The sequence below is a fragment of the Labilithrix sp. genome, assembly GCA_019637155.1.
GTDB lineage: Bacteria > Myxococcota_A > Polyangia > Polyangiales > Polyangiaceae > Labilithrix.
The window spans coordinates 70,279-91,502 of sequence record JAHBWE010000020.1; the positions used below are offsets into that span (position 1 = coordinate 70,279).

At 71.7% G+C, this 21,224-nt stretch carries 15 protein-coding genes; 6 read left to right on the forward strand and 9 right to left on the reverse strand.

The features are described 5' to 3' along the window. Positions 1–67 precede the first annotated feature (67 nt). Positions 68–1,135 (reverse strand): hypothetical protein, encoded by a 1,068-nt coding sequence (locus KF837_35685; protein MBX3232722.1) that lies wholly within the window; start codon positions 1,133–1,135, stop codon positions 68–70. A 254-nt stretch (positions 1,136–1,389) separates the two neighbouring features. On the opposite strand from KF837_35685, the gene KF837_35690 reads away from it, so the two are divergent. Continuing rightward, positions 1,390–2,193 carry a serine protease gene (locus tag KF837_35690; protein ID MBX3232723.1) on the forward strand — a complete coding sequence of 268 codons (804 nt, stop codon included), beginning with the start codon at positions 1,390–1,392 and terminating at the stop codon, positions 2,191–2,193. 11 nt (positions 2,194–2,204) lie between these two features. Here KF837_35690 and KF837_35695 read toward each other — a convergent pair whose 3' ends face one another. Genes KF837_35695 through KF837_35715 form a run of 5 tightly spaced genes read right to left on the reverse strand, consistent with a single transcriptional unit; the run spans position 2,205 to position 9,976 of the window. Then, a complete protein-coding gene (locus KF837_35695) occupies positions 2,205–4,115 on the reverse strand; it encodes an ABC-F family ATP-binding cassette domain-containing protein (GenBank protein ID MBX3232724.1) in 1,911 nt (636 codons plus the stop codon). Positions 4,116–4,130: 15 nt separating this feature from the next. Then, entirely contained in the window at positions 4,131–5,432 is a 1,302-nt protein-coding gene (locus tag KF837_35700; GenBank protein ID MBX3232725.1) for a FliI/YscN family ATPase, read from the reverse strand. After that, a complete protein-coding gene (dnaJ, locus tag KF837_35705; protein ID MBX3232726.1) occupies positions 5,429–6,556 on the reverse strand; it encodes a molecular chaperone DnaJ in 1,128 nt (375 codons plus the stop codon). Before dnaJ ends, KF837_35700 begins: the two co-directional genes overlap by 4 nt. Positions 6,557–6,592: 36 nt before the next feature. Next, positions 6,593–8,305 (reverse strand): hypothetical protein, encoded by a 1,713-nt coding sequence (locus KF837_35710; protein MBX3232727.1) that lies wholly within the window; start codon positions 8,303–8,305, stop codon positions 6,593–6,595. A gap of 12 nt (positions 8,306–8,317) precedes the next feature. After that, entirely contained in the window at positions 8,318–9,976 is a 1,659-nt protein-coding gene (locus tag KF837_35715) for a hypothetical protein (protein ID MBX3232728.1), read from the reverse strand. A gap of 363 nt (positions 9,977–10,339) precedes the next feature. Here KF837_35715 and KF837_35720 point away from each other — a divergent pair, with 363 nt between their 5' ends. After that, positions 10,340–12,208: a DUF4173 domain-containing protein gene (locus KF837_35720; GenBank protein ID MBX3232729.1), complete on the forward strand. Its 1,869-nt coding sequence runs from the start codon at positions 10,340–10,342 to the stop codon at positions 12,206–12,208. Between the two features lie 3 nt (positions 12,209–12,211). On the opposite strand, the gene KF837_35725 is transcribed toward KF837_35720, so the two are convergent. Beyond that, on the reverse strand, positions 12,212–14,221 hold the full coding sequence (locus KF837_35725; GenBank protein ID MBX3232730.1) for a hypothetical protein: 2,010 nt from the start codon (positions 14,219–14,221) through the stop codon (positions 12,212–12,214). 83 nt (positions 14,222–14,304) lie between these two features. Between KF837_35725 and KF837_35730 the strand changes: the two genes are divergently transcribed. Further along, a complete protein-coding gene (locus KF837_35730; protein MBX3232731.1) occupies positions 14,305–16,395 on the forward strand; it encodes a UvrD-helicase domain-containing protein in 2,091 nt (696 codons plus the stop codon). A gap of 9 nt (positions 16,396–16,404) precedes the next feature. On the opposite strand, the gene KF837_35735 is transcribed toward KF837_35730, so the two are convergent. Continuing rightward, positions 16,405–17,019 (reverse strand): hypothetical protein, encoded by a 615-nt coding sequence (locus KF837_35735; GenBank protein MBX3232732.1) that lies wholly within the window; start codon positions 17,017–17,019, stop codon positions 16,405–16,407. Positions 17,020–17,070: 51 nt separating this feature from the next. Between KF837_35735 and KF837_35740 the strand changes: the two genes are divergently transcribed. The 3 genes from KF837_35740 (at position 17,071) to KF837_35750 (ending at position 19,486) form a co-directional block, all read left to right on the forward strand. Then, on the forward strand, positions 17,071–17,775 hold the full coding sequence (locus KF837_35740) for a hypothetical protein (GenBank protein MBX3232733.1): 705 nt from the start codon (positions 17,071–17,073) through the stop codon (positions 17,773–17,775). Between the two features lie 64 nt (positions 17,776–17,839). Next, complete coding sequence (locus KF837_35745) at positions 17,840–18,997, forward strand: AI-2E family transporter (protein ID MBX3232734.1); 1,158 nt, start codon at positions 17,840–17,842, stop codon at positions 18,995–18,997. Between the two features lie 201 nt (positions 18,998–19,198). Continuing rightward, positions 19,199–19,486 carry a hypothetical protein gene (locus KF837_35750; protein MBX3232735.1) on the forward strand — a complete coding sequence of 96 codons (288 nt, stop codon included), beginning with the start codon at positions 19,199–19,201 and terminating at the stop codon, positions 19,484–19,486. Positions 19,487–19,491: 5 nt separating this feature from the next. Here the strand turns inward: KF837_35750 and KF837_35755 are convergent, their stop codons facing one another. Beyond that, on the reverse strand, positions 19,492–21,210 hold the full coding sequence (locus KF837_35755; GenBank protein MBX3232736.1) for a proline--tRNA ligase: 1,719 nt from the start codon (positions 21,208–21,210) through the stop codon (positions 19,492–19,494). Positions 21,211–21,224 lie beyond the last annotated feature (14 nt).

Consider the following 21,224-nt stretch of genomic DNA (forward strand, 5'->3'; position numbering starts at 1 on the left):
GACGTTGCGGCTGGCTCGAACGCTCGCGCTTTTGTGCTGAACTTGGAGGGCGAGTGGGTTGGGGCGTTTAGGGGACGGGCTGCAGGACGAGCTTCCGAGCGTTCCATTCGCCTTCGAGGGCGGCGATGACCTTGCCGTTCGGGGCGAGGAGGACGTCGTGTTGGTGGATGTTCTCGCATGACTCGGGGGCGACGCCGAGGCGGCCGAGGAGCTTGTTGTCGGCGGCGGCGCGGCGCTGCCACTCGCACTCGCTGCGGACGATCAGCTCCGGGTGCTTCGCGGCGACGAACGCGGCGGGGCCGGTCGTGGGATGCGCGGAGAGCCGGTTCTGCTTCGGGTTCCACTGGAACGACACCGTCGCGTTGGCCTCGGCGTCGCGGACGTCGAACGTGAGCTGCGCGCCGTCGGCCGACCACGAGAGGCGGCCGGCGTTCGTCATCGGCAGCCATGCCTCGGGGACCGCCTGGCCGCGCCGATAGACCGCGACGTGGCGCTCACCCGCGAGCGCGAACGCATCGCCGGCGGGCGTGAAGGCGCAGTCGCGCGGAGGGAGCGGCGCGTACGCGAGCGACTCGAGCGCGACCTCGTCGGCGCCCGCGCGCGAGCGGACCACGGTGCGCGTGCGCTCGCTCACCGTCACGACGAGGTGGTCGTCGTCCGGCGAGAGGCAGACCTGGTTCGCGTCCTTCGCGCGCGCGGCGAACTCGGAGGGACGCGTCTTGTTCGTGCGCGGTGCCCACTCCTCCAGCGACTGGCTGCCTTTGGGACGGAAGACGAGCCAGTCGCCGTCGGCGCGAAAGCCGAAGATGTAGCTGTCCGCGCGCTTCATCTCCTTGTCGGGCACCGCCACGTCGACGACGCGAAGCCAGGCCTGCGTCTGACACTCGTTCTCCTCGCCCGGCGGTCCGCACGACGTCTCCTCGTTCGCCGCGACGAGCGCGCCCGACTTCGACCACAGGATCTCGTGCGAGCTCAGCGGCTTCGCGGCGCTCGCCTGCGCGCCGTCGTCGCTCGACGCGGCGTCGGCCGCCGCCGGCGGACACACGCGGCTCGCCGGCGCCACCGCAGGCGTCGAGCTCGCCGACGCGCAGCCGGACACGAAGAAGACGGGCGTGAGGAGAACGACCCGACGCATGACGGGACCATCATAAACGCCCTCCCACTCGCAACAGAGCACTCATCGCCCACCCCAGGCCGGTGGCCGGCGAGACACGCCCCGTCGCCGCGTCGCGGGGTGATGGCAGCAACCGGGCGGGCGGGGGCGATCCACGCTCGCGCGAAGGCACCGCGAAAGACCCGCGAAGGCGCGCGAATGGCGAGGAGAGGTGCGCGATTCGCGCGGATGCGCGGGGGACATGCGCGGGGCACGGTTGCTGCGCATGGGGGCGCATGCGCTTCGCTGTAGCCTCGCTCTTCTTGTTCGTTGCGGCGCCGGTCGCCTGCGCTGCCGAGGCCGACGACGCGGAGGCGGAGCGCGCCGATCCGATCGTGGGCGGGGCGGTCGCGGCCGAGGACGCGTGGCCGGGGACCACCGCGATCTATCGCGACTCTGGGCGCTTCTGCGGCGGAACGCTCATCCATCCGCGATGGGTCCTCACCGCGGCGCACTGCGTGGCGCCGTCGTCGGTGACGGGGGACTTCACCGCGATCGTCGTCGGGCAGAGCCGGTTGTCGGATCGCAGCGGCGAGGTGATGAGCTCCGACCGCGCGTACCGTCATCCGAGCTACTCGCCGATCACGCAGGACGGCGACGTCGCGCTCATCCACCTGTCGGCGCCGGCGCGCGCGCGGCCGGTGAAGCTCGTGCGCGCCTCCGAGCTCGCGCAGGTCGCGCCCGGCGCGGAGGGCACCGTCGTCGGCTGGGGGCTCACCGGCGAGGCGGGCGCGGTGAGCGATCCGCTGCGGGAGGTGCCGGTGCCGCTCCTCGACGACGCGGAGTGCCGGAGCTTCTCGGGCTACGGGCACCTCACCGCCAACATGCTCTGCGCCGGCGCCGTCGGCCGCGACGCCTGCGGCGGCGACTCCGGCGGGCCGCTCTTCCTTCGGATCGGGAGCGAGGACGTGCAGATCGGCGTCGTGAGCTGGTCGGCCTACGGCTGCGGGCGCGCGCGACGGCCCGGCGTGTACACGCGCGTCGGGCGATACCTCGACTGGATCGCCGCGACGACCGGCGGCGCGGTCGCGACGGAGTGAAGAAGCGGCGATCAGAGCTGCGCCGAGAGGCGCTCCCACTCCGCCAACATCGTCTCGACCTTCTTCGCCATCGCCTGCTCCTCCGTCGCGAGCTTCGCGATCTTCGCCCAGTCGCCGCCCGGGTCTTCCTTCAGCTCCGCGCGCATCGTCGCGAGCTGCTTCTCGCCCGCCGCGATGAGGTCCTCGAGCTCCTTCACGCGCCGCTTGCTCTTCTCGCGATCGCGGCTCGCCTGCCGGTGCGCGTCGTGGTCGACCTTCTTCGGCGGCTCCTTCTTCGGCGCCTCCTTCTTCGGGGGCGGCGGCGCGGTCGGCTTCGGCTTCGTCGTCGTCGCGGCGGCGAAGTCGCGGAAGCCGCCGTTGAAGACGTCGACCTTGCCGTCGCGGACGCTGACGACGCGCGTCGTCACGTTGTCGAGGAAGCGGCGATCGTGCGAGACGAGGATGACGGTGCCCTCGAAGCCGGCGAGCGCCTCCTCGAGGATCTCCGCCGCGGGGATGTCGAGGTGGTTCGTCGGCTCGTCGAGGAAGAGCAGGTTCTTCGGCTCGAGCAGGAGCTTCGCGAGCGCGAGGCGGGCGCGCTCGCCGCCGGAGAAGCCGGCGACGACGCGGAGGGCGTCGTCCCCGTAGAAGCGGAAGCGCGCGAGGTACGTGCGCGCGCCCTCGGCGTTGAGGTCGCCGCGCACGCTCCGGATCTCCTCGACCGCGGTGCGCTTCGGGTCGACCTCGCCGAGGTGCTGATCGTAGTAGCCGATCTGGAGGTTCGTCCCGCGCCGGATGCTCGCGCGATCGAGCGCGCGATCGCCGCGGTCGGCGAGCACCTTGAGGAGCGTCGTCTTGCCCGCGCCGTTCGGGCCGACGATGCCGATGCGCTCGCCGCGGCGCACGAGGAGGTCGACGCCCTCGAACAGCTTCCGCCCGCCGCGCTCCGCGGACATGTCCTTCGCGTCGAGCACGATGTCGCCCGAGCGCGCGGCCGGCGCGAACCGGAACGCGATCTTCTCCGCGACCGCCCACACGTCCTCGGGCTGCTCGAGCTCCTCGAGCCGCGCGAGCGTCTTCTTCCGGCTCTGCGCCTGGTTCGCCTTCTGCCCCGCCGTGTTCTTGCGGATGAACTCCTTCGTCTTCTCGATGTACGCCTGCTGCTTCTCTACGAGCGCGCGCTCGCGGGCGAGGTCGGCCTCGCGCTGCACCGCGTAGTCGCTGTAGCGGAGCGGGTAGACGCGGAGGCCCCTCGTCCCGACCTCGAGCGTGGTGGGGCACGTCGCGTCGAGGAACGCGCGGTCGTGCGAGACGACGAGCACCGCGCCGCGGTAGCTCTTCAGCCAGCTCTCGAGCCACGCGATCGTGTCGAGGTCGAGGTGGTTCGTCGGCTCGTCGAGGAGGAGCAGATCGGGCTGCTGCGCGAGGACGACGCCGAGGTGGAGGCGACCGCGCTCGCCGCCCGACAGCGACGCGACGGGGCGCGCGAGGTCGGCGTCCGAGAACCCGAGCTTCGCGGCGATCGCGGCGACCTTGTGCTCGAGCGCGTCGCCGCCCGCGACGTGGTATCGCTCCGTCGCCTGCGCGAGCCGGTCGAGCGCGGCCGCGTCGCCGGCGCCGGCCGCCTCCTGCGCGGCGACGAGCGCGCGGCGCGCCTCGACGATGTCGCCGAACGCGGACATGAACGCGGAGAGCACGTCGCCCGTCGCGGCGAGCTCGTGCGACTGGCGGTAGTACCCGAAGGAGGCCTCCTTCTTGATCACGACGTTGCCGGCGTCGGGCTCGAGCTCCTTGCCGATGAGGCGGAGGAGCGTCGACTTCCCCGCCCCGTTCGGCGCCACGAGCGCGGCGCGCTCCCCGAGCGCGAGGCTGAACGTGACGCCCTCGAAGAGCGTGTCGTCCGCGTAGCCGAAGCGAAGGTCCGAGACTTGAAGCACCGTCATGAGAGCGACGGCACTTTAGCTCAAGGCTTTGGCGAGGAGCGCGACGGTGTCCTCGAAGGCGACGCGGTCCGACGGCGCCTGGCGGAGGAGCTGCTCGATCTTCGGCATGCGCGCGATCGCGTCGTCGAGCTCCTTGTCGCTCCCCTTCGCGTACGCGCCGAGCATGACGAGATCGCGCTTCGCCTCGTAGTGCGCGACGAGCGAGCGGAGCTTCCGCGCCGCCTCGCGGTGCTCGGGCGTCACGATCGCGTCCATCACGCGCGAGAGCGACACCGTGGGGTCGACCGCGGGGTAACGACCGCGCGCGGCGATGGCGCGGTCCATCACGACGTGCCCGTCGAGGATGCCGCGCACCTCGTCCGCGATCGGCTCGTCCATGTCGCCGCCCTCGACGAGGACGGTGTAGAGCGCCGTGATCGCGCCGCGCGGTCCTTGGCCCGATCGCTCGAGGAGGCGCGGCATCATCGCGAACACGCTCGGCGGATAACCGCGGCGCGCGGGGGGCTCGCCGGCGGCGAGGCCGACCTCGCGTTGCGCGCGCGCGAAGCGGGTGACGGAGTCGACGAGGAGCATCACGCTCTTGCCCTCGTCGCGGAAGTGCTCCGCGTACGCGGTCGCGACCTGCGCCGCGCGGAGGCGCTCGAGCGCCGCGACGTCGCTCGTCGCGACGACGACCACGCTGCGGCGGCGGCCCTCGGGGCCGAGCGCGTGCTCGAGGAACTCGCCGACCTCGCGGCCGCGCTCGCCGACGAGCGCGACGACGACGACGTCCGCCGCGGTCCCGCGCGCGATCGCGCCGAGGAGCGTGCTCTTGCCGACGCCGGATCCGGCGAACAAGCCGACGCGCTGTCCCTCCCCCATCGTGAGCAAGCCGTCGAGGACGCGCACGCCGGTCGGGAGCGGCTTCACGACGGGGCGGCGCTCGAGCGCGGGCGGAGGATCGGCGTCGACGGGGACGAGCACTCCTTCGGTGATGGGGCCCTTGCCGTCGATCGGGCGGCCGAGGCCGTCGACGACGCGACCGAGGAGCGACGACGACGCGAGGACCTGGAACCCGGCGCCGGTCGACTCCACCTCGTCGTCCGCGCCGACGCCGGTGAGCGCGCCGAGCGGCATCGCGATCGCCTCGCCGCGATCGAAGCCGACGACCTCGCACGCGAGCGGCTCGCCGCGTCGTTTGACGTGCACGACGTCGCCGACGCGCACGCCGGGCAGGCTGCAGCGGAGCGAGAGGCCGGTCACGCCGAGGACGCGGCCGGCGGGACGGAGCGCGTTCGCCGCGGAGAGCTTCGCCTTGAGCGCGTCGAGCGAGCTCACTTCGCGCCGGCGGCGCGGGCCTTCGCGGAGGTGTCGGCCTTGCCGGCCTGGAGCTCGGCCTCGAGCTCGACGAGGAGCGCCTTCGCGCGATCGGAGAGCTTCGTCGGCACGTCGACCTGCACCACGCCGACGAGCGTGCCGCGGCCGCGGCCGTCGAGGCGCGGCATGCCTTGTCCTCGGATCTGGAACACGGCGCCCGACTGCGTGCCGGCGGGGATCTTGTGCGTGATCGTCGTGTCGGCCGGATCGTCGATCTTCTCGCCGAGGGACGGGACCTTCACCTCGGCGCCGAGCGCGGCGTCCGCGAACGACACGTGCACGCGCGTCACGAGGTCGGCGCCGTCGCGCTCGAAGCGCGCGTCCTCCTCGACGTCGATCTCGACGTAGAGATCGCCCGCCGGCGCGCCGTTCGGTCCCGGCATGCCCTGCCCCGGGACGCGGAGCTTCTGCCCGCTGTCGATGCCGGGCGGGAAGCCGACGACCACCGTGCGCGCCTTCTCGACCGCGCCGTGTCCCTTGCACGTCTTGCAGTGGTCCTTGATCGTCACGCCCTGTCCCTGACAGCGCGGGCACGGCGTCGTGAACATGACGAAGCCGCGCGCGTTCGAGACGTGCCCGCTGCCGCGGCAGTGCGCGCAGGTCTCGGGCTTGGTCCCCGCCTTCGCGCCCGAGCCCTGGCAGTCTTCGCAGCGCGTCGGCGCGTTGACGGTGATCTCGCGCTTGAGGCCGAACGCGGCCTCGCGCAACGTGAGGCGCGCCTGGACGCGGAGATCGCCGCCGCGCCGCTGCTGGCGCCGGCCGCCGCCGCCGAACCCGAAGCCGCCGGAGAACATCTCCGCGAAGAGGTCCTGCATGTGCGCGAAGACGTCGGACGCGTCGCCGCCGCCCATCCCGCCTTCGAGGCCGGCGTGCCCGAACTGATCGTAGATCTGGCGCTTCTCCGCGTTCGAGAGCACCTGATACGCCTCGTTGCACTCCTTGAACTTCGACTCCGCCGCGGCGTCACCCGGGTTGCGATCGGGGTGATGCTTCAGGGCCTCGCGCTTGTACGCCTTGCGGAGCTCCTCCGCGCTCGCCGCTCGTTCGACGCCAAGGACTTCGTAGTAATCGCGCTTCTCGGACATCGGAAGACCGTGACTGTCACTTCGTCATAGCACGCATCAGGAGGTCCCGCGCTGCGCCCGGACCTGTTCGAGGAGCGCCGCCTTCTGGGCGAGCTCCGCGCGTGCCCGCAGTAGCTCCTCGCCCGACTCGGCCGCGACGCGCGCGGCGTGCTCCTGCGCGAGCGCTTGGCGAAGGGCGTCGAGCTCGTCCTCGCGCTTGGCGGCGTCGTGGGACGTGTCCTTCGCCGGCTTCTCTCCCGCCGCCTTCAGCTGGCTCTCGAGCTCCTGGATCCGCCAGCCGCGCGCGGTGAGCTCACCTTCGCGCCGCGCGATCTCGCCCGCGAGCTCGTCGAGCTTCCGCTCGAGCGCGGGGACGCGCGGATCGGGCCCCGGCGCGGGCGGGGCGATCGGCGCGGACGCCTCGTAGACGCGCGCCGCCGACTCCTGCTCCTCCACCGAGGCGACGAGCTCCTTCACGATGTGCTCGCGGCGAACGAGCTCCTTCTCGAGGGCCGCGATGTGGCGCGCGCGATCGCGGAGCTGGCTCTCGTAGCCCGCGGTCTCGGCGGCGTGGGCTTCCATCATGCTCGCGAGCTCGCTCTCGACCTGCTCCGCCCGCGCGGCGAAGGCCGCGACGTCGGCGGGGCTCTCGCCGGCGCCGAACGAGAGCCGCTGCGAGAGCTCGTCCTGCGCGATCGCGAGGGCCGCCTCCGCGCGCTCGGCGCGGACGAGCAGCTCGTTCATGTCGGGCCGCGCGGAGGCGCGCGCGTCGAGCTCGGCGGAGAGCTGCGCGATGCGGTCGTCGCGATCGAGCATCCCGCGCTCGGCCTCGAGGAGGCGGCGCTCGAGGACCGCGAGCGACTGCTGCGAAGCGGCGAGGACCGCCTCCAGCTCCATCGCCCGCGTGAGCGCGCCGTCGCGCTCCTGGTTCGCGCGATCGAGCCGCGCGGCGACCTCGACCACGCGCACGTCGGCGACGACGAGGCGATCGCGCAGCTCCTCGAGCTGCGTGCCGAGGAGCTCGATCTTCAGCTGCGACGCGGCGACGACGGCCTCGAGCGCGAGGCGGCTCTCGCGATCGACCTCGACCGGCCGCTCGTCGATCTGCACGATCGCGTAAGGATCGAGGTCGGCGCCGCGGGCGGCGCGCTGCTTCGCGACGATGACGAAGACCGAGGGCGCGGCGGGATCGACGAGGCGCGTGTCGACGCTCACCGCGGGATCGTCTTCGTTGCCGAGCTCGGCGAAGACGACGCCGGTGAACGGGACGACGCCCGCGATCGTGACGTCCTCGAACTGCGAGGCGAACAGGTCGTAGAGGTCGCCGTACGCGAGCGCGGCGGGACCGAGCGCGCCGGGGAACGGCGGGTCGGCGTCGTCCGACGCCGCGCGCGCCATCGCGACGAGCGCGCCGTCCGCTGCGACGGCGCGGCGGAGGCGGTTCACCGCGCCGCGCGGATCGTTGAGCTCGGAGAGATCGGGGATGACGGCGAGGTCGAACGATCCGTCACGCACGTCGAGGTCGTCGACGAGCGACCGCACCGACACGCCGCGCGGAGCGTTGCGCGCCGCGCGCGACGCGCGCACGGGATCGGGATCGAAGACCGTGACGTTGCGCGCCCCGAGATCGAGCAGACGATCCGCGACCGACGAGGCGGCGTCGCCGACGACGACCGCGTACGCGCCGGCGGCGAGCGGCTCGGCGTAGACGAGGAGCGCGTCGACGATCGACGTGTCCTCTCCTTGCTCTTCACCGTTCTCGGCCGTCATGGCAGGCCGTTTCTAGCACATGGCGGGGGTCTGTAGCGCGCGGCGATCGCGGCCGCGGAACGGCGGAGCCGGGGCGTTGCGATCGGTCGCCCGCCGGCCTTCGAGCGAGACGAGGAGCCGCGCGACGAGCGCGGCCGCGGCGCCGGCGGTGGGCTCTTCCGGCACGAGGCGGACGACGTTCTCGCCGTCGGCGCGGCCGCGGAGGACCTTGGATCCGGCCGCGAGCGCGTCGATGCGCTTCGCCGCGGGCGACCGCGCGTCGAAGCGGACGAGCACCTCGGGGCTCGCGCCCCAGCTCCCCGGCGCGGTCGCGAGCGCGAGCTCGATCGCGCGGAGGCCGGGCGTCTTGTCCTTCGGCGCTCCGGCGAGGCGCACCTCGTCGATCGCCGCGCCGGCGCCGGTGGTGACGCGCCCGATCGTGCCGAGCTCGACGTGCGCGAGGTCGAGGCTCGACGCGATCATGTCGCGCGCGGGGCGCAGCATCCGGGCGGCGAGGTCGACCGGCGCGGGCGGCATCTGCGCGCGCGTACCGGTGAGCCACACCGGCACGACCGCGCAGGCGACGAGCGGCAGCGCGATCGCGATCTGGGGGACCTTCACGCGGAGGAAGAACGCCGCCACGCCGACCGCGACGAGGAACAGCGCGAAGACGATCTTGCCCTTCGTCGCGCCGAGGTCGAGCGCGCTCGTCGGCGCGGCCTTCTTCGGCACGAGCACGGCGGGATCGGAGACCGACTGCCACGCGCCGGGGCTCCGCGGCTTCACGATCGCGCCCGGCGCGCGGTGGGCGGCGAGCGCCATCGCGATCATGACGAGCGCGGCGCCGCCGATCGGGCTCCACCACAAGAGCGCCGCGAGCGCGCCGGTGGTGACGACGCCGTAGACGAAGGGCCCGAGCCCCCACGGCAACGCGACGACGGGACGCGCGACGAGCCCGCGCGCCGCCGCTTCGTCGCGCACGGTCGCGCGCTTCGAGCGGAGGAGCATCGAGAGGACGCCGGCGATCGCGGCGAAGCCGACCGCGACGAGGACGCGCGCGAGGTTCGAGGCGAGGAGCGAGGGCGGCGTGGTCTCCACCGGCGGCGGCGGACGCAGCTCCGGCGTCGTGACGCGGGGGAACGCCTTCGGGTCGAGGCGCGCGGCCCAGACGACGGCGTCGCCGCGCGCGACGTGGGGGCGGACGAGCTCGAGCTCGTCGCGCTCGGTCCCGCGCCGCAGCGTGACGAGGGTGGTCGTCGCCTCGTTCGACGACGCGAGGCGCGGCTCGGTCGGCGCGGCGGGGACGTCGATGACGACGCGCGCGCCGTCGTGTCCCTCCGGCGCGGGCGGCGCGGTCCAGGCGAGCTTCCACATCGCGCCGTCGCGCGTGAGCATCTTGGTCGAGACGAGGTCGAGCCGGTACTTCACGTCGGCGACGTAGGCGCCGCGCGTGAGCCCGCGGTGCTTCGGATCGTCGATGACGATGCGCACGGTGCCGGGCGTCTTGGTCGTCTCGACGTGCGCGGCGACCTCGTTGCCACCTTTTTCGGGGGTGAGCACGGTGTCGGGCGCGAGCTCGGCGCGGGGGTCGATCCCGACGAGGTCGAGCGTCTTGAAGCGTCCGGCGACGACCCGATAGCGAAGGTGGTGCTGCACGTTCGCGATCCCGTCCGGCCCGATCTCGATCCGCACGTCGTCCGAGGTCTCGTGAACCTCCTGCCACCCGCCAGCATGCGCTGTCCCAGACCCCGCGACCGCAGCAAGAGCAATAAGGAGAGCCGCCTTCCGAAGCATGTCCCCCACATCTACCCACACCACCCACGCGGTCAAACTTCCGGCGGCTCGACCGCTCGGTGCGGGGATATTCAAATCTCTGCGCGTGGGTGGCAACGAAGCTGGTGCCGCGTAGACTCGTGGATGCAGAACGTTCCGTTCGGTGCTGTCGAGCCGGCCGTGTCGCCGGAAAACGGGCCTCCGCGAGGGGTGGGGCCGCACCCGTACCGACCGGCGCCGCTCTACGGCGGGCACGCGGAGCGACGAGCGCGGGGGCGCGTCATGCCTGCGCGCGCGCGCGAGCTCGCGGCCGTCGTGGGCCTCGTCGCCGTCGCGGACTTCGCGCTCTGGCGGCAGGACGGGCTCAGCGTCGGCGGCGTCGGCCTCGCGACGTTCTTCGTCCTCGTCCCTCTCCTCGTCCTCGCCGCCGCCCGCGGCCGGCGACTGACGCTGCGCCTCGCCGCCATCGGCGTGATGCTCGGCGCCGTCACCGCGCGATCCGCGTACGCGCCGACGGTGGGCACGACGCTGCTCGGCCTCCTCGGCGTCTTCGCGCTCGCCGTCGCGATGCGCCAGCGGTCGAGCTTCCTCACGAACGTGGCCGCCTCCTTCGGAGCGACGGCGGTGACCTTCCCGTTTCGCATCGCGGCGGCGTTCCGCGGTGCACATCGGATCGCGGCGGGCCGCTCCCGCCGCCGCTTCACGGGCGCGATCCTCATCCCGATCGCGCTCGTCGGCGTGTTCGTCACGATCTTCGCGTTCGCGAACCCGCTCGTCGCGCGATGGGTCGGCTTCGTCGGCAGCGCCGTCGTCCTCCCCGACCCCATGCGCTTGGCGCTCTGGGGCTCCCTCGCGTTCGGCGCCGTGCTCCTGCTGCGTCCCGCGATCCACCGGTCCTTCGCGGTCGAGCACGCGGACAGCGACGACGCCACCGAAGCGTCGCTCGCGATCGGGCGCAACGCGCTCGTCGCGCTGAACGTGCTCTTCCTCCTCTACAACGCGCTCGACGCGACGTACCTCTGGGCCGGAGCGCCGCCGCCGGGCGTGACCGAACAAGCCTACGCGCACCAGGGCGCGGCCTGGCTCACGGTCGCGCTCCTCGTCCTCACGGCCGTCGTCGGCGTGCTCTTCCACGGCGCGCTCGCGCACGATCCGCGCGCCCGCCTCGCGCGCATCCTCGCCTACGCGTGGCTCGGGCAGGGCGCCGTGCTCGCGCTCGGCACGTTCCGCCGCATCGCGATCCACGTCTCCACCTCGGGCCTGTCGAACGTCCGCATCCTCGGCATCGCCGGCACCGCGCTCGTGGCGTTCGGCCTCGTCCTCATCGGCACGAAGCTCCACCGCCGCTTCACCTTCGCCTGGCTCCTCCGCCGCCAGCTCGACGCGCTCGTCGTCGGTCTGCTCGCGTTCAGCATCCTGCCGACGCACCTCGTCTCCGCGCGCGTGAACGTCTCGCGCATCCTGATGCATCGCTACCAGCCGCTCGTGAACGTGACCGAAGAGGCCGCCGAGGTCGAGAGCACCGCCGCGCTCCTGCCGCTCGTCGAGCACGACGACGAGCGCATCCGCCGCGGCGTCGCCGCGCTGCTCCTGAACGAGCTCGACACGCTGCGCCGGCGCGAGCAGCACGCTGGCCTCCGCGACACGGACCTCGCGACGCGGAAGGCGCGCGCGGACCTCGAGCGGGCAGAGCCCCAGCTCGAGGCCGTGCTCGGCGACGTCGAGCGGTCGGACGCGATCCGCCAGTGGGAGTACATCCGCAACTCGGCGATCGAAGGCGTCATCTCGCAGTCCGAGATCGACAAGGTGGAGATGGCGCCGGCAGGGGATCAGAAGGTCTTCCGGCGCTGGATCGCGGCGCATCGCGCGCGCGACGTGGAGTCGCTCGCGAACGACTACGCCGACCGCGTCCTCTTCGACGGCGTCCGGCTGACGCGCGCCGAGGTGATGGAGAAGAAGCGCACCGCCGCCGAGCTGGGCTTGTCCCACGACGTCGTCGAGCACGCACCGTCGCCGGTCGCGGTCGACGGCTCGAGCCCGCTCCGCGCGGAGGGCCACGTGGCCGTCTCCGCGAGCGCCCGCGGCGTCACCCTCGTCTTCGAGCAGCGCCCCGAAGGTTGGAAGATCGTCGAAGAGCGCAGCCTCTACTGACCCTCAATTGCGAGAGGAGAGCAGCAGCTTCACGACGTCTTCGATGACGGCGCGCGTGACGCGGAGCTGACCCGTCGACGCGCCCGCGCGCGCCTGCGGGGTCGGGGCCTCGGCTTTGCTCGTCAGGACGATCGGCGCGCCGCCCTTCGCGGGGAGCGCCCCGAGCTGCGAGAAGACCGAAGAGCCCCCGGGCGTGCCGTCGTCGTCGAAGGCGGTGAGGACGAGGAGACCTCGCATCGTGAAGAGCGCGCCGCCGTTGATCTTCCCCTCCTTGAGCGGCTCGACGCCCTGCGCCGTCTTCCCCAACGTGCCCGCGTCCGTCGCGCTCGCGAGCGCGGCGGCGGCCTTCGTCGCGACCAGCTTGCCGTCGAGGCCGAACGCGAGCCACGTGCTCGCGCCGTCCGGCACCGCGAAGAGATGAAGGACGATCGGCTTGAGCGGTCCACGCTTCGGCGCAGGCGGCGCCTTCGGCTGCGGCTGCCCCGGCCGCGCGGCCGGCATCGAGACCGGCGGCGGCTCGTGGTCGTTGGGGATCGAGACCTCGAGGTGCACCGTCTCCTTCGGCAGGCTCACGCCCGCGAACGGCGTGACGCGCATCTTCGGGAGCGTCTTCTGGCTCGTCCCCGTCTTCTCGGTGAACCACTTCGAGAACGCGGGGCGGTTCCAGAGGCCGGACCAGTCCTTCAAGATCGGGCCCACCTTCGCGACCGGCTCGCTCACCTGGTACATGTGCCAGCCGACGACCTGCTCGCCGACGACGCGCTTCGCCTCCTGCTCGCCGGTCCAGTCGTCCTCCTTCACCGCCCCCCGCGCCTTGATCGCCTTCTCGAGCGCGGCCTGATCGAAGCCCTTCGCGTAGATGCCGGTGCCGCCGTTCGTGAACAGCTTCAGCATGCGATCGGCGACGAGGTCGTGGACCGTCTTCTTCTCCGCCGCCGGGAGGCCGACCGCGTCGAGGCCCTCGACCAGGAGCGCGGTGAGGATCTCGCGCGGGTGCTCGTAGAGCTTCGGGTCGGAGCCGCGCATGAAGAGCGCGGTGTCCGTGTCGCCGGGCAAGTGCCAGAAGGCCGCCGGCGCGTCGTCGGCGCGGCTCGCGTCGGTGAGCGCGCGGGCGAAGAGGCTCTTCTGCCCCTGGAGCTCGAAGCGCGACGTCGCGAGGATGCCGCTGTCGTCGATCGTGCCGTCGAGCGAGAGCTTCTGCGCGTCGTCCACGATGTCGAGCGCCTCGCCCACCGACGCGTCGATGAGCGCGCGCACCGCCGTGCTCTGCGAGCCGACGAAGCCCTTCGCCATCTCCGGCAGCATCCGCCGCATCTCCTGGAGCGGGGCGCGCACCGGCTCGGGCCGGAGCTCGAGGTGCACGTCGGCGGGCCAGCGCTCGCGCGGCATCGTGCGGGAGAGGTAGGGCGTGAGCGCGTCGACCGCGTTGCCCGGACCGCAGACCAGCTTCGCGCCGGCGGAGGAGTGCGCGAGGACGCAGACGTCGCGCTCCTCGTCGTCGCCGTCGTCGTCGTCCTCGACCTCGGCGCGATGACGGCCGCGCCCGCGGTCCATGATGCCGTGCACCTTGAAGCCGCCGTTCGCGACGGGGTCCATCCGGTAGTGCAGCGCGAGCCGCGTCTTCGCGTCCTCGAAGGACTTCACGCCGACCGAGAACGCATAGAGGAGCTCGACGCCGTGACGTCCGAGCGTGACGGTGCCGGCCGCGTCGACGGGCTGGTTCACGTCGATGACGTCGGCCACGTTCGGCTGGACGGAGCGGAGGAGCTCGCGCGCGCCCGGGAGCGGCAGCTTCGTCCAGGAGCCGACCGTGTGGACGATGTTCTCCGGCCGACTCACGCGTCCGACGACGACGAGGTTCGGCGGCTCGGGCACCGACGACACGTCGATCGGCGGCTCCTTCGGCGCCGGCGGGACGGCCGGGGCCGGCGGCGCGACGGGCCCGGGCGGCGGCGAACCGCAGGCGAGGAGCACGAGCGGGAGCAGCGGGAGGAGCCGGCCGGCGGTTGCCATGGGCTGTGGAGAATACGCGTGATGCGTGGAACGCTTCTGTCAATCTTCCATCCGCGCGGCGGCCGTGGCTTGCTGTCGGCGTCGTGGCAGTACCCAAGATGAATCCCGCCCAGGCGGAGGCGGTGGAGCACCAGACCGGGCCCATGCTCGTCCTCGCCGGCGCGGGCTCCGGCAAGACGCGCGTCATCACCCACCGCATCGCGCGCCTGCTCGAGCGCGGCGTGCCCGCGCACATGATCTGCGCCCTCACCTTCACGAACAAAGCCGCCGGCGAGATGGCCGAGCGCGTCGAGCACATCGCGAAGACGCAGGGGCTCGGGAAGATCTTCGCCGCGAAGGGCTCCGGCAAGGGGATGGTCATCTCGACCTTCCACTCCTTCGGCCTCATGGTGCTGGGGCGCGAGCGCAAGTCGCTCGGCGGCACGTTCACGATCTTCGATCAGGGCGACTGCCTCGGCGCGATCAAGGACATCCTCTCGCGCGTCAACTCCGGGAAGGCCTCCTTCGACGCGGCCGCGGTGATGACGCGCATCTCGAACGCGAAGAACGCGTTCATCTCCCCGGAGGAGCTCCAAGAGCGGGAGTGCGACGAGTACGACGAGATCACGAAGCTCGTCTACCCGCGCTACCAGGCCGCGCTCCGCAACTTCCGCGCGTTCGACTTCGACGACCTCGTCTGCGAGGTGGCGCGCCTCTGGAAGGAGCGCCCCGACATCCTCGATCGCTGGCAGAAGGAGTACCTCTACGTCCTCGTCGACGAGTACCAGGACACGAACCGCGCCCAGCTCGAAGTCTTGCGCCTCCTCTGCGACCGGCACAAGAACATCTGCGTCGTCGGCGACGACGATCAATCGATTTACGCGTGGCGCGGCGCCGACATCCAGAACATCCTCGACTTCGAGCATCACTTCGCCGGCGCGAAGGTCGTCATGCTCGAGCAGAACTACCGCTCGAAGGCCCCCATCCTCGCGGTCGCGAACGCGGTCATCGAGAAGCGCGTCGACGGGAAATACCGAAAGCGCCTCTTCACCGAGCAGCTCGGCGGGGAGAAGGTGAAGCTCGGCGTGGCCCCCTCTCCCGAGGCGGAGGCGGTCTACGTCGCGAAGGAGCTCCGGCGCGTGATCCGCGAGGAGCAGCGGAAGCCGAAGGACTGCGCGATCCTCTACCGCTCGAACGGTCAGGCGAAGGTCCTCGAGGAGCAGCTGCGCGAGCAGGGCGTGCCTTATCGGATGATCGGCGGGCAGCAGTTCTTCGAGCGCAAAGAGGTCAAAGACGTACTTGCTTATCTGAAGTTGGCATTGAACCGGGCCGACGAAATAAGCCTCCGCCGCATTGCCAATTATCCCCCGCGCGGGATCGGCGACGCGAGCCTCGAGCGCCTCACCCAGCACGCGACCGGGAAGGGCTGGTCGCTCTGGCAGGCGGTCGAGCGGGTCGACGGCCTCGACGGCGTCTCGAGCCCCGCGCGCGACGGCTGCAAGGAGCTCGAGAAGCTGATCGGCGACATGCGGCGGAAGCTCCTCGTCGAGCGCCGCCCCGCGAGCGAGGTCGCGCGCGACCTGTGCGCGACGATCGGCCTCAAGAAGGACATCGACGGCACCTCGCCCTCCGCGAACGCGAGCGCGCGGCGCTGGGGCAACGTCGAGGGCCTCTTCGGCATCCTCGCCCGGCGCGAGCAGCGCACGGCCGACAAGGGCGCGGACCCGAGCGCGGAGCGCGACCTCATGGCGTTCCTCCACTCCCTCACCCTCCAGACGAACGAGGAGGACGAGGAGCCGGGCAACCAGGTCACGCTCTCCACCCTCCACGGGAGCAAGGGCCTCGAGTTCGACGTCGTCTTCCTCATCGGCTGCGAGGAGGGTCTCATCCCGCATCAGCGCACGCTCGACGTCCGCGTGACCGACGACGGCGCGAACGCCTCCGACGTCGAGGAGGAGCGCCGCCTCTTCTACGTCGGCGTGACGCGCGCGAAGCAGCGCCTCACCATCACGCGCTGCACCCACCGCGTGAAGGCGGGCAAGCCCCTCCCGCGCACGCCGTGCCGCTTCCTCTCCGACGTCCCGGAGGAGCTGTTCGAGCCGTTCGAGGTCAAGGACTCGAGCCTCATGAGCACGACGGAGATGGCCGAGCAGGGCCAAAACCTCCTCGCGCTGCTCGACTCGCTCGGGCAGTAAGCGCGAACGTCACTTGCACACGGTGAGAGCGGAGCCCTTCGCGAGGGCGCAGCGGGGGGCGTTGAAGGACCCTCGCAGCTTCTCTCCTTCGAAGTCGAGGTCGAACGTCCCGACGATCGCGTCGAGCGTGAGCGTCTCGACGCGGACGCTCCCGGACGTGGCGCGCTTGCGCTTCACCGGATCGCCCGAGCAGTCCGGCCGGATGTGGAGCGCCGTGATGACCGTGCGCAGGGTCGCGTCCGCTTCGCCGGGGCCTGGGGGCGTCACGGCGTAGTCGCCGGCGACGAGCGACCTCCGCTCCGTGCCCAGGTAACTGATCGAGAGCTGAAGGCGATCGACGTCCCCCGCGTCCTCGTCGACGTCGGCGGGCTCGGCCGCGCAGATCGGCTGGCGCGGCGCGAGCGAGAGCGAGAGCGTGAAGGCGTGCTCCGGCCCCCGGCCCACGTCGAGGTCGTCCTCGGCGTAGGTCGAGCGGGGGATCGCGTTGGCGAAGGAGAGCCCGGCGACGGTGCCTTCGGCGACGGCCGCGTACCCGCCGGCGTCCCCGGTCGTGTTCTCGCTGGACGCGCACGCGACCCAGCCACCGAGGGCGAACAGGAGGACGACGGCGCGGAGGAAGCTCATCGCCTCCAGTATGCACCAGGAGGAAGGGGCGGAACGGCGTAGCATGCGGCGATGTCGACCTCGCTGATGCAGACGACGCTCGCCGCCGCCGCGCAGGTCCTCGCCCCGCCGCACCGTCAGCTCGCGAGCAGCCTCCAGACCACCGTGCTCCAGGGCACGTATCGCGGCCACGCCGCGCAGGTGATGTTCCAGAGCCCGCGGGGCGAGGAGGAGGCGGAGATCGTCTACGTCTCGGTGGCCGCGCCCGTTCACGGCGTGATCGCGCGCGTCTTCGAGCGAACGCGCAGCGTCTCGCTCGGCGTGACCCCTGGCCCGCGACCGAGCGCGCTCGCGCTGAGCTGGGAGCCGCGCTTCCAGGAGCGCTTCGACGTCGGCGGCGCGCCGAGCGCGGTCCTCTCCGCGTGGCTCACGCCGGAGGTGCAGTCGAGGATCCTCGACAGCGGCGTGCGCCGGCTGTCGACGGAGGAGGGGGAGCTGAAGCTGACCGTACGCCGGCCGGCCGACGCCGCCGGGATCGCCGCCGCCCTCGACGTGACGATCGAGCTCCTCACGCGGCTCCCGCCTGCGATCCAGGCCGCCGGCCTTGGCTCGTACCTGCCCGGCTCGCTGGCGACGCACCCCGACGTCGTCGCCCTCCAGGGCTTCGAGCGGCGCTCTCGCCGCGTCGGCGGTCTCCTCATCGCCCTCTTCCTCCTCCTCTTCGTCGGGGTCTTCGCGGCGTGCGTCGCCGCGTGCGTCGCCTGCGGACCGCGGTGACGAGCGCGCGGGGTATCCGCTGCGCGTGACCGTGGGCGCGCGGCGCGTATAGGCTGGCGGGCGCATGGATCGCATCGCGGACTTCTTCTCGCAGCGGTCGGCGCGGCGTGTCGTGGCGCTCGCGGCGTTCGGGGGGCTGCTCTACCTCTTTCGCCACCTCGCGATCCTGCTGCTCTTCTTCGTCACCTTCGAGCGGGCGCTGGGGTGGTGCGCGCGCACGATCGCGGCGCGCACGGGGGTCTCGCGGAAGCAGGGGCTCTTCATCACCCTCGGCGCGATCCTGCTCCTCGTCGCCGGCGTCGCGTGGTTCGGGGTCGGCAAGACCGTGCGCACCTTCGCGGCGATGCAGCAGTCGTTCCCCGAGAAGCTCCAGGCGCTGCGCGAGAACCCGATCGTCGACAAGATCGAGGACCAGTTCGGCGGCATGGACGCGCTGATCGAGAACGCGAAGCACTACGCCGGCAACGCCCTCGCCGCCGCGACCGCGGTCGGACACTTCGTGCTCCACTTCGCGATGGGGTTCATCCTCGCGATCGTCTACGTCCTCGAGGAGGACGAGATCGCGGCGTTCTGGCGGAAGGTCGAGCCGCGGTCGATCGCCGGTACGCTCGGGCGCTGGTTCGGGCACGTCGCCGACGCGACGATCGTGACGGTGCAGCTCCAGATCATCGTCGCCGCGTGCAACACGCTGATGACGCTGCCGGTGCTGCTCATCATCGGCGTCCCGAACGTCGGGGCGCTCATGCTGCTCATCTTCGTCACCGCGCTCGTGCCCGTCATCGGCAACATCGTGTCGGGCGTGACGCTGTCGCTCCTCGCGTACCAGCAGAAGGGCTGGATCGGCGTCGGCATCTTCGTCACGCTGACGTTCATCCTCCACAAGATCGAGTCGTACTACCTGAGCCCGCGGCTCACGGCGCGCCACGTCAAGATGCCGGGCTTCCTGCTGATCGTGAGCCTCATCGCGTGCGAGCACCTCTTCGGCTTCAAGGGGCTCTTCCTCTCCTTCCCGATCCTCTTCGTCGCGGGGCGGATCAAGACGGACTTCCTGGAGGAGGACACCGGCGCGGCCGAGTCGCCGATCGATCACACCGACGATCCGAGCTTCTCGCCGCCGACGAAGCGCGCCTTCGCCGCGAGCGGCGTCGAGCTCGCCGCCGAGCCCGCGCGCGTCGCCGCCGCCGTCCCCGTCACCGAGGACACGCCGACGTCGGACTCGTGAACGAGCTGTTCTTCGTGGCGCCTCGCTGGCACCATGGGCCGCATGCGATCTTCCTTGCTGCTGCTCCCCGTTCTGATGTCCCTCGGCTGCCAGGCCAGCGTATCCGCGCAGGCGCCCATCACCGCGGCTCCCCCGCTGCCCACGCGGCCCGGGCACAGCACGTACTCTCTCTCGTGCAAGAACGGAGAGCACGCGGTGAGCGTGAACGCCAGCTTGCGCGCGGCGAGCGACGCCAGCGGAACCGACGCGTTCTCCTTCCGTCACGTGCGCGGAGACAGCGTGCTGTCCTCGGGGTTGGCGGACGGCAAGCTCCGCACGAGCCAGGCGAGGTTCTCCCTCGACAACAAGCAGGACTACAGCGGCTACGTGCAGCTCGTGGTGCACGAGGAGGAGCCCGTCGGGCGGGCGACCCTCACGTGGGACCGCAAGGACCGGCCGCAGTCCGCCGAGCTGCGCTGCGAAGGCACGCTGCTCACCGCGAGCCGCTAGGGTGGCTAGGCGAGCGCGGCGCGGATGCGATCCGTGAGCACGCGCGCGACGTCGGCGACCGGGATCAGCTCGGCTTTCTTCGGGTCGGGCTCGCTCCGCGGCTTCATCTCGACGTTGCCGTTCGCGAGCGCCTTCGCGCCGATCGTGACGCGGAACGGCATCCCGAGGAGGTCGGCGTCCTTGAACTTCACGCCCGGCCGCTCGTCACGGTCGTCCCACAGCACGTCGACGCCGTCGGCGCGCAGCGCGTCGTAGAGCTTCTTCGCCTCGGTGAGGACCGGCTCGTCCTGCCCGATCGTGACGAGGTGCACGTGGTACGGCGCGATGCTGAGCGGCCACTTGATCCCGTTCTCGTCGTTGTTCTGCTCGATCGAGGTCGCGACGAGGCGCGAGACGCCGATGCCGTAGCAGCCCATCACGATCGTCTGCTTCTCCTGCTTGTCGTCGGAGAACTGCGCGCCCATCTCCTGGGAGTACTTCGTCCCGAGGACGAAGATGTGGCCGCCCTCGATCCCCTTGTACGTCTTGAGCGTGCCGCCCTCGCACGCGGGGCAGCCGTCGCCGTCGGTCGCGAGGCGGATGTCGTGCACGTCGCCGTCCCAGTCGCGGCCGCGGTTCACGCCGGTGAAGTGCTGGTCGGTCTCGTTCGCGCCGGTCGCGGCGTTCTTCACCGCCGCCGCCGCGCGATCGACGACGATCTTGCCCTTGAAGCCGACGGGACCGGCGAAGCCCACCGCCGCGCCGGTCGCCTTCTGCACGTCGGCGTCGGTCGCCATGTGGACCTCGGTGACGCCGAGCGCGCGCGCGAGGCGGATCTCGTTCACGTCGTGATCGCCGCGGACGATCGCGAGGACGACCTCCTTGCCCGCGGTGTACACGAGCGACTTGAGGAACTTGGTCTTGTCCTTCTTCAGGAACTTCGAGACGTCCTCGATCGTGCCGACCTTCGGCGTGTGCACCTTCGCGCGCTCCTCGGGCGCCTCGTCCGCGGCCGCCTCCGCCGGCGCCTTCACCGTCGCGATCTCGACGTTCGCGGCGTAGTCGCAGCTCGAGCACGCGACGATCGCGTCCTCGCCCGAGTCGGCGAGGACCTGGAACTCGGCGCTCTTGATGCCGCCGATCGCGCCGGGGTCCGCCGCGACGAGGCGGTAGACGAGGCCGAGGCGATCGAAGATGCGCCGGTAGGTCGCCTCCATGACGTCGTAGCTCGCCTTCGCCGCGTCCTCGCTCACGTCGAAGGAGTACGCGTCCTTCATGAGGAACTCGCGGCAGCGGAGGAGCCCGCCGCGCGGGCGCGGCTCGTCGCGGTACTTCGACTGGATCTGGTAGAGGTTCAGCGGCATGTCGCGGAAGCTCTTGATCTCGCGGCGCGCGATGTCGGTGACGATCTCCTCGTGGGTGGGGCCGAGGTGGAGCTCGGCGCCCTTGCGGTCCTTGAGGCGGAAGAGCGTCGGGCCGTAGAGCTCGTAGCGGCCGGTCTCCTTGAAGAGCTCCGCCGGGAGCACCGCCGGCATCAGGATCTCCTGCGCGCCGGAGCGGTTCATCTCCTCGCGGACGATGTTCTCGATCTTCTTGAGCACGCGGAGGCCGAGCGGGAGGTAGTCGTAGAGCCCGGCCCCGACCTTGCGGATGTACCCACCGCGCATGAGCATGGTGTGGCTCACGTTGGCGGCGTCGGACGGCGCCTCCTTGGTGGTGCGGATGAGAGCGCGTGAATAGAGCATTCCGCGCGCAGATC